At 67.0% G+C, this 18,595-nt stretch carries 15 protein-coding genes; 10 read left to right on the forward strand and 5 right to left on the reverse strand.

All coding sequences use genetic code 11. The features are described from left to right. Positions 1-57: 57 nt before the first annotated feature. From AC1DKV_RS06880 to AC1DKV_RS06925, 10 genes are all read left to right on the forward strand, one after another. On the forward strand, positions 58-1,440 hold the full coding sequence (locus AC1DKV_RS06880) for an NtaA/DmoA family FMN-dependent monooxygenase (RefSeq protein WP_441611887.1): 1,383 nt from the start codon (positions 58-60) through the stop codon (positions 1,438-1,440). Continuing rightward, positions 1,433-2,671, forward strand: a complete 1,239-nt coding sequence (locus tag AC1DKV_RS06885; RefSeq protein ID WP_441611888.1) for an acyl-CoA dehydrogenase family protein — start codon at positions 1,433-1,435, stop codon at positions 2,669-2,671. Before AC1DKV_RS06880 ends, AC1DKV_RS06885 begins: the two co-directional genes overlap by 8 nt. Before the next feature lie 104 nt (positions 2,672-2,775). After that, on the forward strand, positions 2,776-3,237 hold the full coding sequence (locus tag AC1DKV_RS06890; RefSeq protein WP_441611889.1) for a RidA family protein: 462 nt from the start codon (positions 2,776-2,778) through the stop codon (positions 3,235-3,237). 216 nt (positions 3,238-3,453) lie between these two features. Then, complete coding sequence (locus tag AC1DKV_RS06895; RefSeq protein ID WP_441611890.1) at positions 3,454-4,497, forward strand: ABC transporter substrate-binding protein; 1,044 nt, start codon at positions 3,454-3,456, stop codon at positions 4,495-4,497. Positions 4,498-4,506: 9 nt separating this feature from the next. Beyond that, positions 4,507-5,379, forward strand: a complete 873-nt coding sequence (locus AC1DKV_RS06900) for an ABC transporter permease (RefSeq protein WP_441611891.1) — start codon at positions 4,507-4,509, stop codon at positions 5,377-5,379. Beyond that, complete coding sequence (locus AC1DKV_RS06905) at positions 5,376-6,083, forward strand: ABC transporter ATP-binding protein (protein ID WP_441649664.1); 708 nt, start codon at positions 5,376-5,378, stop codon at positions 6,081-6,083. The genes AC1DKV_RS06900 and AC1DKV_RS06905 overlap by 4 nt, the downstream gene beginning before the upstream one ends. A 42-nt stretch (positions 6,084-6,125) precedes the next feature. After that, positions 6,126-7,436 (forward strand): LLM class flavin-dependent oxidoreductase, encoded by a 1,311-nt coding sequence (locus AC1DKV_RS06910; RefSeq protein WP_441611893.1) that lies wholly within the window; start codon positions 6,126-6,128, stop codon positions 7,434-7,436. Between the two features lie 125 nt (positions 7,437-7,561). Continuing rightward, positions 7,562-8,794, forward strand: a complete 1,233-nt coding sequence (gene dapC, locus AC1DKV_RS06915) for a succinyldiaminopimelate transaminase (RefSeq protein ID WP_441611894.1) — start codon at positions 7,562-7,564, stop codon at positions 8,792-8,794. Positions 8,795-8,988: 194 nt separating this feature from the next. Continuing rightward, positions 8,989-9,963: a Bug family tripartite tricarboxylate transporter substrate binding protein gene (locus AC1DKV_RS06920; protein WP_441611895.1), complete on the forward strand. Its 975-nt coding sequence runs from the start codon at positions 8,989-8,991 to the stop codon at positions 9,961-9,963. A gap of 48 nt (positions 9,964-10,011) precedes the next feature. Then, positions 10,012-11,310, forward strand: coding sequence for an LLM class flavin-dependent oxidoreductase (locus tag AC1DKV_RS06925; protein WP_441611896.1), 1,299 nt, complete (start codon positions 10,012-10,014; stop codon positions 11,308-11,310). Positions 11,311-11,603: 293 nt separating this feature from the next. On the opposite strand, the gene AC1DKV_RS06930 is transcribed toward AC1DKV_RS06925, so the two are convergent. The 5 genes from AC1DKV_RS06930 to AC1DKV_RS06950 form a co-directional block, all read right to left on the reverse strand. After that, positions 11,604-13,340, reverse strand: a complete 1,737-nt coding sequence (locus tag AC1DKV_RS06930) for a dipeptide ABC transporter ATP-binding protein (protein ID WP_441612261.1) — start codon at positions 13,338-13,340, stop codon at positions 11,604-11,606. A gap of 5 nt (positions 13,341-13,345) precedes the next feature. Further along, positions 13,346-14,293 carry an ABC transporter permease gene (locus tag AC1DKV_RS06935; RefSeq protein WP_441612262.1) on the reverse strand — a complete coding sequence of 316 codons (948 nt, stop codon included), beginning with the start codon at positions 14,291-14,293 and terminating at the stop codon, positions 13,346-13,348. A gap of 4 nt (positions 14,294-14,297) precedes the next feature. Further along, positions 14,298-15,263: an ABC transporter permease gene (locus AC1DKV_RS06940; RefSeq protein WP_441643115.1), complete on the reverse strand. Its 966-nt coding sequence runs from the start codon at positions 15,261-15,263 to the stop codon at positions 14,298-14,300. Positions 15,264-15,291: 28 nt separating this feature from the next. Continuing rightward, complete coding sequence (locus AC1DKV_RS06945; RefSeq protein WP_441611898.1) at positions 15,292-16,890, reverse strand: ABC transporter substrate-binding protein; 1,599 nt, start codon at positions 16,888-16,890, stop codon at positions 15,292-15,294. Positions 16,891-16,954: 64 nt separating this feature from the next. Then, the gene (locus AC1DKV_RS06950; protein ID WP_441611899.1) at positions 16,955-18,355 is read right to left on the reverse strand and encodes a leucyl aminopeptidase family protein; all 1,401 of its coding nucleotides are present in this window, start codon (positions 18,353-18,355) and stop codon (positions 16,955-16,957) included. Between the last annotated feature and the right edge of the window lie 240 nt (positions 18,356-18,595).

Below are 18,595 nucleotides of genomic sequence, written 5' to 3' on the forward strand. Positions count from 1 at the left end.
GGTATCGCAGCAATATGCCGCGATACGCAGCCTCCGTCCCACCGCAAGGACCTTTTCATGTCATCCGCACCTCCCGTTCGCCTGGGCGTCAACGTGCTCGCCTCCGGCCGCCATGACGCCGCCTGGAAGACGCTGCCAGATCCGGCCCGCCTGTCCACCGATATCGACAGCTTCGTCGAGATTGCCCGGATCGCCGAGCGCGGCAAGATCGACGCGCTGTTTCTCGCGGACGGGCCGGGCGGGCTGGTGCCGGAGGCCTTTCACCGGCCGTGGCGCGCGCTCGATCCGCTGGCGCTGCATGCCGCGCTGAGCCAGGCCACCCGGCACATCGGCCTGGTGGTGACGGCATCCAGTCTCTTCGGCCATCCGTATATCGTGGCGCGCCAGATTGCCACGCTCGACCACATCAGCAAAGGGCGCTCCGCCTGGAACATCATCACCAGCCAGGTGCCGGTGGCGCTGGCCGCCTACGGGCTCGACAAGGGCTTCGAGCAGGAGGCGCGCTACCAGCGCGCAACCGAATTCGCGGAGATCGTGGTCCAGTTGTGGGACTCCTTGCCGCAGCACGCCGTGGTGGCCGATGCGCGCAGCCATGTCTACGTGGATCCGGCACGACTGAGGCCGATCCGCTACCGGGGCGAGCATTTCCGCAGCGAGGGCACGCTGTCCACCCCGGCCACCCCGCAGGGCCGCCCCGTCATCTTCCAGGCAGGGCAGTCAGATGACAGCAAGGCCTTCGGCGCGCGCTTCGCCGATGCGCTCTTCACCGGGCAGCGCCGCATCGAAAAGGGGCGGACGTTCTACGCCGACGTGAAGTCCCTGGCGCGCAGCTACGGGCGCAATCCGGACCACCTGCTGGTGATGCCCGGCCTGTTCCCCATCCTGGGCGGCACCGAGGCCGAGGCGCACAGGCGCAAGCGGGAACTGGACGAGCAACTCGATCTCGCATTCTTGCGCGAGGAACTGGCGCACCACCTGGCGCTCGATCCGGACGATCTGCCGCTGGACGAAAAGCTGCCCTTTGACAAGATCGAGCAGGCGGAAAGCCGGGTGCCCGTGGCCTCGCGATGGCATCGGCGGGAAATCCTCAGCGAGGCGCGCGCGAACGACTGGACCGTGCGCCAGACGCTGGTCAGCAATATCACCGGCGGACACCGGATCATCGCAGGCACGCCGGAGCAGGTTGCCGCCGACATCCTGCACTGGGTCGACAGCCGCGCCGCGGACGGTTTCAACCTGAACATCGACGTACAGACGGGCGGTCTCGAAGATGTGGTGGACCACCTGATCCCCGTGTTGCAGAAGGCGGGGCGCTTCCGCACCGAGTACACGGGAACGACACTGCGTGACCACCTGGGACTGCCGGCGTATGCGGACCCGCGCGATCCGGGCGTCGCCGCGCAGGCCGCCAGCCGCGAAGGAGTGACCGATCATGTCTGAGGTTGCATCGGTCGACCTGATCGCGTGGAGCGACGTGACACGGCGGCTCGGCTACGAAGACCTGTTCCGGGAGCTGGCGGCGGGTGCTGCCGAGCGCGACGTGGCGCACCGGCTCCCCTTCGCCGAAACGGCCGCCCTCAAGGCACGCGGCTTCGGCGCCGTGCGGTTGCCGCGTGCCGAGCGCGGGCAGGGCATCACGCTGCCGGAGTTGTTCCTGCTGGCACGCGATCTCGCCACGGCGGACTCCAACATCGCCCACGTGTTCCGCAATCACTTCTTCGCGGTCGAGCAGCACCTGAAGACCAGGGACGGCGCCTTCTCGCGGCATGTTCTGGAATTGGCGGGACAGGGCAAGACCTTCGGCGTCGCTTTCAACGAACTGACCGGCGAGCCGGCCGGCTCCCTCGGCCAGGTGCCGGCCACCCGGCTCGTGCCGGTGCCCGGCGAGCCCGGGTGGCGCATATCGGGCAGGAAAATCTACTCGACCGGCAACCTGTACGCCGACTACCTGTTCTCCACGGCAATCGAGCCGGCCACCGGGCGCACCAAGCAGTTTTTCATCGCATCTTCTGCGTCCGGCGTGAAGCTCGACGACGACTGGGACGGATTCGGGCAACGGCTCACAGGCTCGGGCACCACGGTGTTCGACAACGTGTACGTGAACGAGGCGGACCTGCACGATCTGCCTGCCCGCGCGAATGACGGCCGGCCCGTGCTGTATGGCTTCACCTTCCACCAGGTGTACCTGACCACCGCCATCACCGGCATCGTCAGCAGGATACTGGCGGATGCCGTTGCCCTGGTGCGCGCGCGGCACCGCAACTACTATCACGCGCTGGCGCAGCGGCCGGGTGACGAACCGGAAATCCAGGCGACGATCGGCCGCATCGCGGCCTACCGCAGCGCCCTGCACGCCGTCACCGACCGCGCCGTGCAAGCGCTGGACCTTGCCTGGCGGGAGTCCCATGGCCCGGACGCGCATCGCTTGTCGCTGGCCGCCACGGTGGCGGCTTCCGAGGCCAAGGTGGTCACCGACGAGGTGGCCGCCAATCTGGCCAGCCTGCTGATCGACGTGTCCAGCGGCAGCGGGGTTTCCACCCAGGCAGCGCTCGACCGGCACTGGCGCAACATCAAGGTCATTGCCTCGCACAACCCGCGCCTCTACAAGGAGCGGGTGCTGGGCGACCATTACCTGAACGGCACGTTGCTGCCAACCGGCGCGTTCTTCTAGATGGTCCCGGTGGACATGCGAGAGCAGGCATGGATACCGGTTGCGTTTCAACGCAGATGTCCGGCCCCGGGGGGCCGCCACCCGTACAAGCAGAGGAAACCACCATGAGCGCAGATGAACGCCTTGCAAGATTCGTCGCCGGACCCCGAACCGCCAGCAAGCCCGCGGCGCACTACCAGAACGCCACGGCATGGGGCAACCTGCTGTTTCTTTCCGGCAAATCCGCCGCGCCTGTAGACAGCAAGGCGCCGCGCGGGAAGCTCGGGCGGGAATTCTCCGTCGAAGAGGGAAAGCACTTCGCACATCTCGCCGCGATCGAACTCTTGCTCGTCCTCAAGGACGAACTCGGATCGTTGGACAAGGTTGCGCAGGTGCTCGAACTGCAGGGATTCGTCAATGCCACCGAGGATTTCGAAGAGCATGCCCTGGTGCTCGATGGTGCCTCCGATACCCTCGTCGAAGTGCTCGGCGATGTCGGCATCCACGCGAGGTCCGTGCTCGGCGCCAGTTCGCTGCGCGGCAACAACCCCGTGATCCTGCGGGCAGTGGTGGGCGTGAGGCCCTGACGGCAGGCTTGCCGGTGAAGGCCTGGCGCAGGCCGCAGACCAAGCCGTTTGCAACGGGGATTCCCGCCGGGCGGCGGAGCCGCAGCCCGGCCACCCTGCCGCGAAGATGGTAGCAAGCAAGATCGAAAAGCTTCGTTGCCCGCGCTTCCACGCGGTTGCAATATCCAGGACTGCTCTGTCTCACGGGGCGCCTTGCCGGTGCTGCTCGTATCCTCCATGTCTATCAAGAAATCTCGCTTGCGCGCCGTCTGCATACTGTTTTCCCTCGCCCTGGGCGGCACCTTCGGCGCGCACGCATTGGCCCAGCCGGGCGGCGCGGATCCGGCGGTCCCGGCGGGAACGAAGCTGGTTGTAGCGGACCAGAACGAAGCCCTCCAGACGCTGCTGCGCAGCGCCGGCGAGCAGGCTAGGGTGGGCGCCAGCATCACCTATGCCAACTTCCTCGGTGGCCCCGCGATCCTGGAGGCCTTCCGCGCAGGCGCCCTCGACCTGGCAGTGGTTGGCAATACGCCGCCGATTCAGGCCCATGCCGCAGGCGAGACGCTGCCGGTTGTCGCAGCCAGGAAGAATTCGGCGCCGGACTACCAGTTCGCCGTGCGGCCAGGGTTGACGATCAACACGCTCAAGGAACTGAAAGGCAAGAAGATCGCCTATGCCGAAGGAACCGGCCGCCAGCCTTTCGTGCTGGCCGCGCTGAAGCTGGCGGGCCTGTCCCGGCGCGATGTCAGGCTGGTGCCGCTGCGCGCGGGCGAGTTCCCCACCGCGATCCACAGCGGGCAGGTCGATGTGGCGGCCCTGAATGAGCCGCACTTCAGCCGCTACCTGCGCGACTACGCGGACCAGAAGGCCAGCACGATACCCGCGGCCGAGCATGCCGCGCTGCCCACCGGCACGGCCTACCTGTATGCCAGCCCGAAGGCGCTCAAGGACCCGGCCAAGGCCGCCGCGATCCGCCAGTTCGTGAAGGGCTGGATCCGGGCCAGCGACTGGGCCGTCAAGCATCCGCAGCAATGGGTGCAGGCCTACTACGTGAAGAACCAGGGCCTGAAGCCGGAGGACGGATTCGCCATCGTCAGGTCGGAGGGGAAAGTCTACTATCCGCTGCTGTCGGCGCTGATCCCGTCACAGCAGCAACTGGTTGACCTGATACACGATGCCGGCGACATACCGAAGCGCCTGGACGCCCGCGAGGAGTTCGACCTTGGTTTCGATCCCGTGATCAAGGCTGCCGTCGATTCGCTGCCGCCGGCAGCCAACTAGGAGGACGGCATGAACCAGCAGGCTTCCACTGCAGGCAAGGGCGCTGGCGCCTGGCTACGCGCCGCGGCTTCGGGCCAGCGGCCTTCCGCGCGCGGCGCCGGACCCCGGCCGGCCTTGCTGCCGCGCAAGCTCGGTGCCTGGGGCTTGCTGTTCGGGCCGGCGGTCGTGCTGCTTGCCTGGGAGCTGGCCTCGCGGCTCGGATATCTTCCGCCCAAGCTGCTGGCTGCGCCGTCGAGCGCCGTCGTCACCGGCCTGGACCTGGCGCTCGACGGGACCCTCGGCCCGCATCTGTGGGCCTCGGCCCAGCGCGCCTACATCGGTTTGTTCTGGGGCGTGCTGATTGGGGTCACGCTCGCGCTTGCGGCTGGCCTGAGCCGTTGGGGAGAGGCGTCGATCGACAGCCTGGTGCAGATCAAGCGTGCGATTCCCACGCTTGCGTTGATTCCGCTGGCGATCCTGTGGCTGGGCAACGGCGAGTCGATGAAGATCGTCCTGATCGCCACCAGCGTGCTGGTGCCGGTCTATATCAATACCCATGCCGGGCTGCGCAGCATCGACATGCGCTACGTCGAACTGGCACAGAGCCTGGGGCTGTCGCGGGCCGAGTTCGTCCGCCGGGTGGCGCTACCCGGGGCGCTGCCCGGCTTCTTCACCGGTCTGCGGCTCGCGGTGACAACTTGCTGGACGGCGCTGGTGGTGCTGGAGCAGATCAATACCACGGAGGGCATCGGCTATCTGATGAACCGCGCCCGTGACTACGGCCAGACCGATGTCATCGTCGTCGGCCTGTGCATCTACGCCCTGCTGGGGCTGGGCTCGGATGCCCTGGTGCGTGCCTGCGAGCGCAAGGCGCTGTCCTATCGGAAGGTGATCGGGTCATGAGCGTCGCCATCGAAGCGCGCGCCCTCAGCCGGCGCTTCGGCCAGCGCACGGTGCTGGACAACCTCTCCTTTAGCATCGCCCCCGGCGAGTTCGTCGCGCTGATAGGCAAGAGCGGTTCCGGCAAGAGCACCTTGCTCAGGGCCTTGGCGGAACTCGATGCCGACGCGGGCCGCAGTGGGGAGCTCTCCGTGCCGCAGAGCCGATCGGTGCTGTTCCAGGATTCGCGTCTGTTGCCGTGGGAGAGCGTGCTCGGCAACGTGAAGCTTGGCCTGCACCAGGCAGATGCGGAGGCCAGCGCGAAGGCGGCGCTTGCCATGGTCGGGCTGGCCGGCCGCGAGCAGGCCTGGCCCAATGCGCTCTCCGGTGGCGAGCAGCAACGGGTTGCGCTGGCGCGATCCCTGGTGCGCCGGCCGGCCCTTCTGCTGGCCGACGAGCCCTTTGGCGCCCTCGATGCGCTGACCCGTCTCAGGATGCAGGGCCTGCTGCACGATGTGGTCCGCAAGCACCGGCCAGCGGTCTTGCTGGTCACGCATGACGTGGAGGAGGCGTTGGTGCTGGCCGACCGCGTCATGGTCATGGATGCGGGGCGCATTGTGCTCGACCGGCCAGTCGGGCTGTCCCACCCGCGCAGAAGGAGCGGAGCGGGCTTTGATCAGCTACGCGACCAGTTGCTTTCCGCCCTCGGCATGGACACCTGCGTGTAGGCGCCTCGTTCCACCTCCCCGATCCATCGACCCCTTGACCCCATGGCGAAGAAGCAACTCCACCTGAATCTGTTCGTCCACGGCCGCGGCCACCACGAGGCGGGCTGGCGCCATGCGCGCGCCACGCGCCTGCCGCTGACCGATATCGGCTACTACGAGGCGCTCGCCCGCACGGCGGAGGCAGGCTGCTTCGACTCCGTGTTCCTTGCCGATGCGCTGGCACTGGGGGAGGGCATCCGGCACGTCGCCGGCGCCGGGCTGGAGCCGATCACCGCGGTAGCGGCGCTGGCACGGGCCACCAGCCGGATCGGCTTTATCGCCACTGCCTCCACCACTTACTCAGAGCCTTTCAACCTGGCTCGCCAGTTCGCTTCGCTCGACCACATCACGAACGGCCGCGTGGGCTGGAATATCGTAACGTCGTGGGTCCAGGGCGCCAACCAGAACTTCGGGCTGGACCAGCAGCCGCCGCATGCGGAGCGTTACGCGCGTGCCCACGACTTCCTGGAGGCGGCCACCAAGCTATGGGACAGCTGGGCCGACGATGCCATTGTCGATGATGCGCAAACGGGGCGCTTTGCCGACCCCGGCCGTATCAGGCCGATCGGGCATGCCGGCGCGTTCTACAAGGTGGCCGGCCCGCTCAATATCCCCCGGGGGCCGCAAGGTCGCCCCGTGCTCGTCCAGGCAGGCTCGTCCCCCGCGGGGAAGGCGTTTGCGGCACGCTATGCGGAGGCGGTCTTCACCGCGCATCTGGACAAGGAAACCGCCGTGGCCTTCTACGACGAGCTGAAAGCCGGGGCCGAGAAGAGCGGCAGGCGCGCCGACCAGATCGTGGTCCTGCCCGGCATCAGTCCGGTGATCGGTTCGAGCGATGAAGAGGCGCAGCGCAACTGGCGCGAGCTCAATGCGCTGACCGATCCCGAGGTCGGCCGTGCCAGGTTGTCCAACCGTTTCGGCGGGTTCGACTTCTCGCACCTGGATCTCGACACGCCGCTGTCGCCCGATGATTTTCCCGATCCCGCCACGGTGCAGGCGGCACAGAGCCGGGCCGTGGTGATCACCGGCCTGGTCTCCCGCGAGCGCCCGACGCTGCGCGAACTGCTGCACAAGCTTGCCGGCGCGCGCGGGCACTTCGCCCTGGCAGGCTCTCCCGAGCGCATCGCCGACACTATCGAGGATTGGTTTGTCAGTGGCGCCGCCGACGGCTTCAACGTGATGCCGCCGGTGCTGCCCGCACACCTCGACGATTTCGTCGAGCACGTGGTGCCGCTGCTGCAGCGCAAGGGCCTGTTCCGCCGTGACTACGAGACCCATACGCTGCGGGCGCACTACGGGCTGGATCGCCCGTGAGTACGCCGGCGCGCCGTGTCCTGGCAGCGGGGGGGCGGAAGGCGCCGGAAGCCGCCAGGCCGCCAAGCCGCTAGCCGTCAGCCGTTAGCCGCTAACGCACCGAGAGTCCTCACCGGAGAACAACCATGAGCCACCCCCTGCACGAGCGCCTGCAGCCCTATCCCACCGAGAAACTTGTGGCGCTGGCGGCGCAGACGCCGTTGCGCACCAAGCTGGAGCCCATCAGTTTCAGCTGGGGCGAGCCGCAACATCCCACGCCGCGCTTTATCGTGGAGGCGCTTGGCGAGCACGCCGCGGGCATTGGCCAGTATCCAAAAGTGGCCGGCAGCGATGCGCTGCGCGAAGCCATTGCCGCGTGGATCGCACGCCGACACGGCGTGACCGACCTGGACGCGGCACGCGAGATCGTGCCGGTCAATGGCTCCAAGGATGCGTTGTTCAGCGTGGCGCAGGTGGTGCTGCGGGCCAATCTTCCACTACAGGGTACGCCAGTGGTGCTGGTCAGCAACCCCGGCTACCAGGTCTATGAAGGTGCCGCGCTGCTGGCCGGGGCGGAGCCGTATTACCTGGACATCGACCCCGCGCGCGGGCTGGCCGCAGCCTTCGACGCGGTGCCGCCCGACATCTGGCCGCGCGTGCGGCTGGCCTACCTGTGCTCGCCCGACAACCCGTCGGGGCGCGTGTACTCGCTGTCCGATTGGGCGCATGTCCTGGAACTGGCCGAGCGCCACGGCTTCCATATCGTGGCGGACGAGTGCTACTCGGAGCTCTACTTCGACGAGGATGCGCCGCCGCTGGGCGTGCTGGCCGCCGCACGCGCGCTGGGCCGCGACCGCCAGCGCATCCTGGCCGTGGCCAGCCTTTCCAAGCGTTCCAACGCGCCCGGCCTGCGCTCCGGGTTTGTCGCCGGCGACGCGGAGGTGCTGGCGCGGCTGCGCCAGTACCGCAGCTATTCCGGCGGGGTACTGAGTCCGGCCGTGCAGGGCGCCAGCATCGCGGCTTGGCAGGACGAGGCGCATGTGGTGGAGAACCGGCGCCTGTACCGCGAGAAATTTGCCTTCGCCATCCCGCGCCTGCAGCAGGTGGCGAGCCTGCACACGCCGCAGGCGGGCTTCTTTGTCTGGCTGGACATCCGTGCCAGCGGGCTGGATGACGTGGCGTTCACGCGCGAATTGCTGGCCGAACAGAACCTTGCCGTGGTCCCAGGCACCTACCTGGCGCGCACGGTGCGCGGCCATAACCCTGGCGCGGGCCACATCCGCATTGCGTTGGTGGCCAGCCCGGAGGAATGCGCGCAGGGCGTGGAACGGCTGATCCGCTTTGTCCGCGCGCTGCAGCCGGCGACCGTGGCGGCCTAGTCTGCTCCGGCATCAACCCTGCGCCAGCCGCGCTTCGGCAGCGTGGCTTGATCGGACCAGGCCAAGCGCCTGCGTACCTCTGCGCCGCTCCCGCGTCAAGGAACGACTCCAACTTATCTACTGCGGAATGCTTCCTTTTGCCGGGCTGTGCGCTCGTGTGAGACTTGGCCCTCGCTTATCTGCAGGCCTTTGCCATGTCCAACATTGCCGTTCGCCTCGCGACAACCATCATCCTGGCGGTCGCCGCCACATCCTCCCATGCACAGGCTGGCCCGGCGTATCCGTCAAAGCCGATCAGCTATATCGTGCCCTATGCACCCGGCGGTACCAACGATAATGTGGCGCGCATCATCAGCAAACGGCTCGCGGAGAAGACCGGGCAGAGCGTGCTGGTCGAGTACAAGCCGGGCGCCGGCGGCACCCTGGGTGCGGGCTATGTTGCCCATGCGCCAGCCGACGGCTACACGTTGCTCAACACGTCGATCGGCAATCTCGCGATTGCGCCGCAACTGGTCAAGACGACCTTCGACCCGTTTGCGGATTTCGTTCCGGTGGCATACATCGGCAACTCACGCGCGACGGTGGCAGTCAATCCAGGCGTGCCTGCCCGGAGCCTGAAGGAACTCATCGCTTATGCCAAGGCCAATCCTGGCAAGCTGACCTACGCCACCTCGGGCAATGGTACCCCTGGGCATATCGCCGGCGAGTTGCTCAAATCGCTCGCAGGCATCGACATGCGCCATGTGCCGTACAAAGGCAGCGCGCCCGCCGTGGCGGATGTGATCGCCGGCCATGTGGACGTAGTGTTCGATCCCCTCAGTACGGCATCCATCAAGGCAGGAAAGCTGCGTGCGCTTGCCTTCTTCGGTAGCGAGACCTCGCCCGAACTGCCAGGGGTGCCGTCGATTGCGCAGGCCGGAATCACCGGCTGGGAGAATGCGTTGGGAGGGTCGTTCTTCGTCTCCGCACCGAAGGACACGCCTGCGAGCGTACTCGCGGCGTTGCGGGGATTGCTCACCGAAATCCTGCGGGAGCCCGCGACTATCCAGGCGCTCGCCCGTGTCGAGGTGGAGGCCCGCTCGCTCACACCGGAGCAGACCAAGGCAGCGATACGCTCGGTCCATGACCTGTCGCATCGCATCATACAAAGCAGCGGTACCCAGCTCTAGCTCCAGGCGCCTTTGGCGCCAGTGCCACACCAATTTGAAGTCTCTGACATGCCCATCACTTCGCCAAAGCCGATCAAACTAGGCCTGTTTCTCCTGGCCGCCGGTCATCACGCCGCCGGCTGGCGTCATCCCGACGCCGAGTCAGGTACGGAGAACATCGATCTGATTATCCGGACCGCCCAGGCAGCAGAGCGAGCCCGGTTCGACATGGTGTTCTTTGGCGACCGCTTGCTGACCACGCCCGAGTCGCACCCGTCGATGATCACGCGGCCGGAGCCGCTGACACTGCTTGCCGCATTGGCGATGGTGACGCGTCACATCGGGCTGGCGGCAACGGCATCCACGACCTATAGCGAGCCATTCAACCTCGCGCGCATGTTTGCCACAGTGGACAAGATATCCAAGGGGCGGGCCGCATGGAATATCGTGACGACCTTCGCCGATGGCTCGGTGAACTTCAGCAGGGAACGGCATCCCGACCATGCCGAGCGGTATGCGATCGCCGACGAGTTCGTCGAGGTGGTAAAGGGATTGTGGCGCTCGTGGGAGCCTGATCCTTATGTGCGCGACAAGCAGGCCGGCGTCTATGTCGACACGGGCAAGATGCACGCGCTGAATCACCGCGGCAGGTTCTTCGAGGTAGCAGGTCCGCTAAACGTGACGCCGAGCCCGCAGGGACATCCGGTGCTGATCCAGGCGGGATCTTCCGGGCCAGGCCAGGCACTCGCCGCTCGCCATGCAGAGGTTGTCTTCACGGCGCAACAGGACCTGGCGGCGGCCCGGCAGTTCTATCGGGAGATAAAGGAGCAGGTGGCGAAACAGGGGCGCGATCCGGCGCACTGCCTGGTGATGCCCGGGTTGATGCCCATTGTCGGACGTACCGAGCAAGATGCTTATGAGAAGCTTGCGGTATTGCAGAATGGCACCGATCAATCCAACGCGACCGCCTTGCTATCGGAGCAACTGGGCCACGATATTTCAGGCTACCCGCTCGATGGACCTTTGCCCGAGCTGCCATCCACCGAATCCATCCAGAGCCGCAGTCAGCTGCTGAAGAAGCTTGCGCGCGACCGTAACCTGACGCTACGGCAGCTCTATCACGTGGTTGCCAGTGCCCGAGGCCACCAGGTCGTCGTGGGCACCGCGGCGCAGATCGCGGAACATATCACCACTTGGGTGGACGAAGGCGCCGCCGATGGGTTCAACATCATGCCCGCGTATTTTCCTGGCGGCCTGGACGACTTTGCCAATGAGGTAATTCCGCTGCTGCAGGCGCAAGGGCGGGCCCGTACCGAATATCAAGGTGGAACCCTGCGGGAGAACCTCGGCTTGCCGCTGCCCTATTGACCGGATGCGCTGCAAACCTCGCCCTTCAGGGAGGGTCGGCGTTGCATGCCACGCTTCTTTGGCCCGGACAGCAACCAGTCGGATATCGTGTCTGCATTGGCGTGCATGGCTTCGGCGCACGGCGGTGCGAGGAGTCGGGCGAACTTGAAACGGTAGGCGTTTGGTGCGGGAATGGAACGATTCTTTTCGCCGAAGCTTATGCGGCGGGCCGGCGAGGGCAGCCGCGCCTGCGCCGCACGCATGGCGGGCACGGGCTCGAGGGGGGCGCCCGGCGCCTGTGCTAGCATGCGCGCTCAGGCATTGACGACCTGCCCGGCCCGGCCGATGTCGGGCACAGCCGCCATCAGCTGTCGCGTATAGGGGTGGGCGGGTGCGGAGAGCACTTCGTCGGCCGCGCCACACTCGACCAGCCGCCCTTGCCGCATCACGCCGACCTGATCGCACATCTGGCGAATCACGGCCAGGTTGTGGCTGATCAGCAGATAGGTCAGCCCGAACTCATCCTGCAGATCGCGCATCAGGTTCAACACCTGGGCTTGCACCGATACATCGAGCGAGGAGGTCGGCTCATCGCAAATCAGAAAGCCCGGCCGGCTGACCAGCGCCCGGGCGATGGCAATCCGTTGCCGCTGCCCGCCGGAGAACTGGTGCGGATAGCGACGTCCATCGTCGGGCGACATCCGTACCAGCCGCAGGGCCTGTGCCACGCGCTCGTCGCGCTCGTCGGCATCCTGGGTAAGGCTCTTTACCTCCAGCGGCTCGGCAATGATCCGGTCGATGCGCCAGCGCGGGTTCAGGCTGGCATACGGGTCCTGGAAAATCATCTGGAAACGACCCGTCAGCGCGATCTCCTTTTCGCGATCCGTGCCACGTTCGATGCCGTCCAGCACGATGGTGCCGGCATCGGGTTGCACGAGGCCGGCAATCATTCGCGCGACCGTCGATTTGCCCGAGCCGGATTCGCCCACCAGGCCGAAGGTCGAGCCACGCGGGATCTCGAAGCCGATCTCGCGCACCGCATGCAGAACGCGGCGCGGCTCGCGTGCCAGGGTGCGCAGCAGCCACCCGGGGGAAAGGTCGTAGGATCGCGACAGCCCCTGGACCGATAGCAGCGGCGCGGCCGCCGGACTGGCGATTGGCGGCATGTCGGAGGGGACCGGTGCCGGCACGTCGGCCACGCCCGCTGCCTGCACCGGGAGCCGCTTCAGCCGCTGGTGCACCGAGGGAATCGCCGCCATCAGCGCCTGCGTATAGGGCGCCTGCGGGCGGGCAAGGATCTCCCGCACCGGACCGGTTTCGAGCACGCGGCCCCGGTACATCACCATTACCCGGTCCGCAGCCTCCGCAATCACACCCATGTCGTGGGTGATCAGCATGGCCGCCGTATTGCGCTCGCGGCATACGCGCCGGAGCATGCCGATCACCTGGTCTTGCACCACCACGTCCAGCGCCGTGGTGGGCTCGTCGGCGATCAGCAGTTCGGGCTCGCCACTCAGCGCCAGGGCAATCGCCACCCGCTGCCGCATGCCGCCGGACAGCCGGTGCGGATACTGGTTGAAGCGGGCGGCGGGGTCCGGTATTTCCACGTCGGCCAGCAGCGCCAGCGCGCGCTGGCGCGCCTGCGCCGCATTCAGCGGCAGATGGGTGCGGATGGTCTCGGTGAGGTGGCGGCCGATCGTGTAGACCGGATTCAGGCTGGTCAGCGGATCCTGGAACACCATCGCTATGTGCTTGCCGCGCAGCCGGCGCATATCCTCGCCGCGCAGCGTGTCGATGCGCTCGCCATGCAGTTCGACCTGGCCTGCCGCCAGCCGGCCGGGTGCTTCGATCAGGCCGGCAACGGCATTGCCGGTCATCGACTTGCCGGCGCCGGACTCGCCGACCACGCCGAGGATTTCTCCGGGCGCGATGTCGAAGGACACGCCGTCAAGCACGCGTACGGTGCCGCGATGGGTGTCGAATTCCACCGAGAGATCGCGAACGCGCAGCAGGGGCGGCCCGGGTTGGGTGGAGGACAGGGGGGTCACCATGCGGGTCATTGCAGTTTCGGGTTGAGTGCGTCGCGAAGCCAATCCCCCACCAGATTGACCGAGAGCGCCAGCGCCAGCAGCACCAGCGCGGGGAAAAACAGGATCCACCACTCTCCGGAGAACAGGAAGCCCTGGCCTACGCGGATCAGCGTGCCGAGAGACGGCTGCGTCGGCGGCAGGCCCACGCCGAGGTAGGACAGCGTGGATTCCGCTACCACGGCCAGTGCAAAGCTGATGGTGCCGATCACCAGTACGGGGGCCAGCAGGTTGGGCAGGATGTGGCGCAACAGGATGCTGCCGCGCGAGCGCCCGCAGACGCGCGCCGCGAGCACGTAGTCCTTGTGCTTCTCCAGCATGACGGCGCCTCGCAGCGTGCGCGCGTATTGCACCCATTCCGAGAGGCCGATGGCCACGATGATCACGTACAAAGCCATCTCGTCGCGGTAGCCGGCCGGAAGAATCCCGCGTGCGATGCCGAAGATCAGCAGCGCCACCAGCAGCACCGGAAACGTCAGCTGCACGTCGGCCAGGCGCATCACCAAGGCATCGAACCAGCCGCCGGCATAGCCGGCCACCAAGCCGAGCACGATCCCGATGACCAGCGACAGCGCCACCGCCGCCGCGCCGACCAGCAGCGACATGCGCAGCCCGTAGAGCAGCGCGGAAAAGATGTCGCGGCCCTGGTCGTCGGTGCCCAGCGGATAGAACGCACCCGAGGCGCCCTGCTGCCAGGGCGGGGTGAAGGCATCGAGCAATTCCAGCGCGGCCGGATCGAACGGATCCTGGCGTGCAAGCCACGGTGCCAGCAGCGCGGCCAGTACCAACAGTGCCAGCAGGGTCACGGCCAGTTGCACGAGGCGCGAGCGCGCGAACGATCGCAGCACCGGGGAATCGGCGTTCCGCCAGCGTCGGCGCGGGGTGGGGGACAGCGTTGAGGTGGAGCGGTTTCTCATCATGTCACGCCCGCCGCAAGCGAGGGTCGACCAACAGGTAGATCAGGTCGACCGTCAGGTTGATGAACACGTAGAGCAACGCGACAGACAGCAGGTAGGCAGCGATCACGGGCACATCCACCGCCTGGATCGACGAGATGAACAGCAGCCCCACGCCCGGCCACTGGAACACCGTTTCGGTGACGATGGCGAAGGCGATCAGCGAACCGACCTGCAGGCCGGTGATGGTGACGACCGGGATCAGCGTATTGCGCAGCGCATGGCCATAGCGGATGCGCCGCTCGGGGAGGCCGCGGGCGCGGGCAAAGCGCACGTAATCCGTGCGCAGCGCCTCCATCATCTCCGCACGCACCAGCCGCATGATCAGCGTCAGCTTGAACAAGCCGAGCGTGGCCACCGGCAGCACCAGCGATGCCCATCCCGAGCGGGTCAGCAGCCCCGTGCTCCAGCCGCCTACGGCTACGGTGTCGCCGCGCCCGAACGCGGGCAGCCAGCGCAGTTCCACCGCGAACAGGTAGATCAGCAGGATGCCGATGAGGAACGTGGGCAGCGATACGCCGACCAGCGAGACCGTCATCCAGGCCCGGCTGAGCCAGCTGTCCCGGTGGATCGCCGTATGCACGCCCAATGCCACACCGCCCAGCACGGCCACGAACGCGGCCACCAGCGCCAGCTCCAGCGTGGCGGGCGCACGTTCCAGGATGACGTCCGCCACCGGCTGCTTGACCCGGTAGGAGATGCCCAGGTCGCCGCGCAGCACATGGCCGAGGTATCGCGCGTACTGGACCGGTACCGGGCGGTCGAAGCCCAGCTCGGCGATCAGCGCCTGCCGGTCTTCCAGCGAGGCATCCTCACCGAGCAGGCTGACAGTGGGATCGCCGATGTGGCGAAACACCAGGAACGCGATGAACGATACGGCCAGCAGCACCAGCAACGATTGCCCGAGCCTGCGCAGAAGGTGGACTAGCATCGGCGTGGACCGGTAAAGGTAGCGGCCTTCATCTGGCGAGCTTGAACAGCTTGAAGTAGGGCGTGTTCGACGGGTTCACCGGGATATCGAGCTTGCGCACCATGGCATAGGTCTGGATCTGGTCGTGCAGCGGCAGGTAGATCAATTCCTTCTGCACCGTGGTCCAGATGCTCTTGATGGTGGCGTCGCGCGTTTTCCGGTCGCCTTCCGCCGCCAGGGACACGATCTTGCTGTCCAGGTCCGGATCGCTGAACCGCGTGGCATTGGTGGCGCCGCGCGCGTTCTTGCCGCGCGTGTGCACCAGGTAGTCGAAGATGTAGGCCGCGTCATAGGTGGGAACGCCCCAGCCATACAGGTAGAAATCGGTGTCCAGGTTGTTGATCGCGGCACTCTGGATGGCCAGCGGGCGCGACACCACATTGGTCTTCACGCCGATGCGGCCCAGGAAGCCGGCCGTGGCCTGGCAGATCGCCTCGTCGTTCAGGTAGCGGTCGTTGGTGCAGTGGAGCGTGATGGAGAACCCGTTCGGGTAGCCCGCCTCCGCCAGCAGCGCCTTGGCGCGCGCCAGGTCTGGCTTGCCCACGACGTCGAAGGCCTTGTCATAGCCGTGGACGAACGGCGGGGAAATGATGTTGGTCGGCACGGACAGGCCGCGCATGACCGCGGTCTTGATGGCGTTGCGGTCGATGGCGAGCTGGAACGCCTCGCGCACGCGGCGATCCGCCAGCGGGTTGCGGTCCTTGACGTCCGAGTACTTCAGGGGCGCGCTGCCGACGTTCATGCCCAGGAAAATCACGCGGTTTTCTGCCGCCTGGTTGACGCGCAGCTTGGGGTCCGCACGCAGGCGCACGGTGTCCTGGATGGGCAGGTCCTGCACGAAATCGACCTCGCCAGACAGCAATGCGGCCACGCGCGTGGCGGGCGACTTGATCGGCAGGTAGACCAGTTCGTCGATCTCCAGCGGGAACTGGCCGCGGCCCCAGTATTGCGGGAACAGCTTGAGCACGGTGCGCACATCCTGCTCGCGCGAAACCAGCGTGTAGGGGCCCGTGCCATTGACGTGGCGCGTGGCGTAGGTCTCGTCCTTGGCGGAAGCCACCTGCGGTTGTTCCACGTTATGCGCCTTGGCCCATGCGGCGCTGAGGATCTGGATGTTGGTCAGGTTGTCCGGCAACAGCGGGTTGGGGCCGGCGGTCCTGATGCGGATCACGAAGGGCGAGACCTTGGTGACCTCGGTAACGGACACCAGCAGCGACTTCATGTCGGACGTTGCGGACTTGGCGCGCAGGAGCGAGAACACGGCGTCGTCGGCGGTGAACACGCTGCCGTCATGGAACTTCACGCCTTTGCGCAACTGGAATTCCCAAACCGTGGGGTCTTCGGTGCGCTGCCATGAGGTGGCGAGCGTGGGCAGCAGCTTGCCGTCCGCGGTACGGATGATGAGCGGCTCGTAGACCTGATGCAGCAGGTTGTGATTGGGGCCGTTGTTCAGTGCGTGCGGGTCCAGCGTGGAGGCGTCGACGGAGCGTGCCCAACGCACCGTCTCGGCGTGAAGCGCGGGCGCCGCAAGCAGCGTCATGGCAATGCCCGAGGCCAGCAGGGTGGCCAGGGTGACTCGTTTGATCATCGTTTCTCTTCCGTTGTTTATTGTTGTGTTGTGCTGGCGCGCGGGCCTCGCCCCGGCGCGGCGCTCAGGCCGGGGGAAAGCGCGTTGCCAGCAGCGAGAACAGCGCCCGCAATCCCTGCGCTTCGCCGCCGCGCGGACGGCCTGGCCGTTCTTCCTGGTTCCAGGCAAACAGATCTAGGTGTACCCAGGGCGTGCCGTTCGGCACGAAGGCCTCCAGGAACAACGCTGCCGTCAGCGCTCCCGCGAGCGGCGCGGCGCCAGCATTGGCGGTGTCGGCAAAGGTGGACTTCAACATGCCGCGATACGGCTGCCAGAGCGGCAGGCGCCACAGCGGATCCGCCTGCTTGCCGGCTGCGGCCAGCAGTTCCGCGGCAAGCCCGTCGTCGTTACTGAACAGGGCCGGCAGGTCGGGGCCCAGTGCCACCCGGGCGGCGCCGGTCAGCGTGGCGAGGTCGATGGCCAGCGCGGCAGGCTTGTTCCTGTCATGCCGCAACGCATGGTGCAAGGCATCGGCGAGCACCAGGCGGCCTTCGGCGTCGGTGTTCTCGATTTCCACCGTGCTGCCATTGCCGGCCCGCAGGATGTCGCCGGGGCGCAGTGCGCCGGCGCCCACGGCGTTCTCCACCGCCGGCACCACCAGCGTCAGCCGCACCGGCAGCCTGGCCTGCATCACCAGGCGCGCGAGGGCAATGGCATGGGCTGCACCGCCCATGTCCTTCTTCATCCAGCGCATGCCTTGCGCGGGCTTGATGTCCAGGCCGCCCGAATCGAAGCAGACACCCTTGCCGACCAGAACCACGCGCGGCGCGGCAGGGTCGCCCCAGTGCAGCGCGCTCACGCGCGGTGCCTGTTCAGGCGCCGCGGCGCGCCCCACGGCGTGCACCAGCGGAAAGCCGGCGTCCGGAAGCTCGTCACCCACCCATTCCGCGTAGTCCGCATCGTGTTCCAGGGCCAGGGCGCGCACCACGGCCGCCAGTTCGGCCGGGCCGAGCTGGTTGGCTGGCGCATTGACCAGGTTGCGAACCACGCGCACGGCTTCGGCCAGCGGCAGCAGCGCGTCCTGTGCACCTCGTGGCAGCACCAATTGCGCGCCATCGGCCTGCTGTACCGGCTGTTTGTCCCACCCGGGCAGCGCGCCGATGGCCCAGCCCAGCGCTGCCAGCGTGAAGTCGGTGCTGTTCTCTTCGTTCGCGAGGGCATAGCGGCCGGCAGGAAGCTGCCGTGGCAGCGCGGCCAGTTGCCATAGCGGCTGCCCGGCATCGATGCCGACGATGGCGCCGGCCAGGTCGCCGTTCGCATCAGGCAACAGCAGCGTGGTGCCTGGCTCGGCGCCGAAGCGTGTGGCGCGGGCCCAGCGGGCCTGGGCAGGCGGCAGGGAATCGAGCAGTGGTTCGATCTGTTCCGATGTGCACGCGTATAGCGGCAGGGCACCGGCGGCGTCTTCGACAAAAGGGGAAGCGGGCATATCGGATTGGGGCACGCTGGTGCAGTCGGGCACGGCTTGGCGAGATGCCGGAGCCTGCGCAACGATGCATTGGTAGCGGCCGGGAGCGACGAAAAGAGATCTGCTAGGCTACCGCGCCGGCCATGCGCCGCCAACGAAGCTAAACGTGCATCCATATACGCTTCTGCACGTTCGGCGGGATGGCACGGATCGTCGATGCCGATACATAAAGCCGCCCCCATGTATAAAAACCAGTGCAGG

It is taken from the genome of Cupriavidus sp. 05T41, from assembly GCF_056396525.1.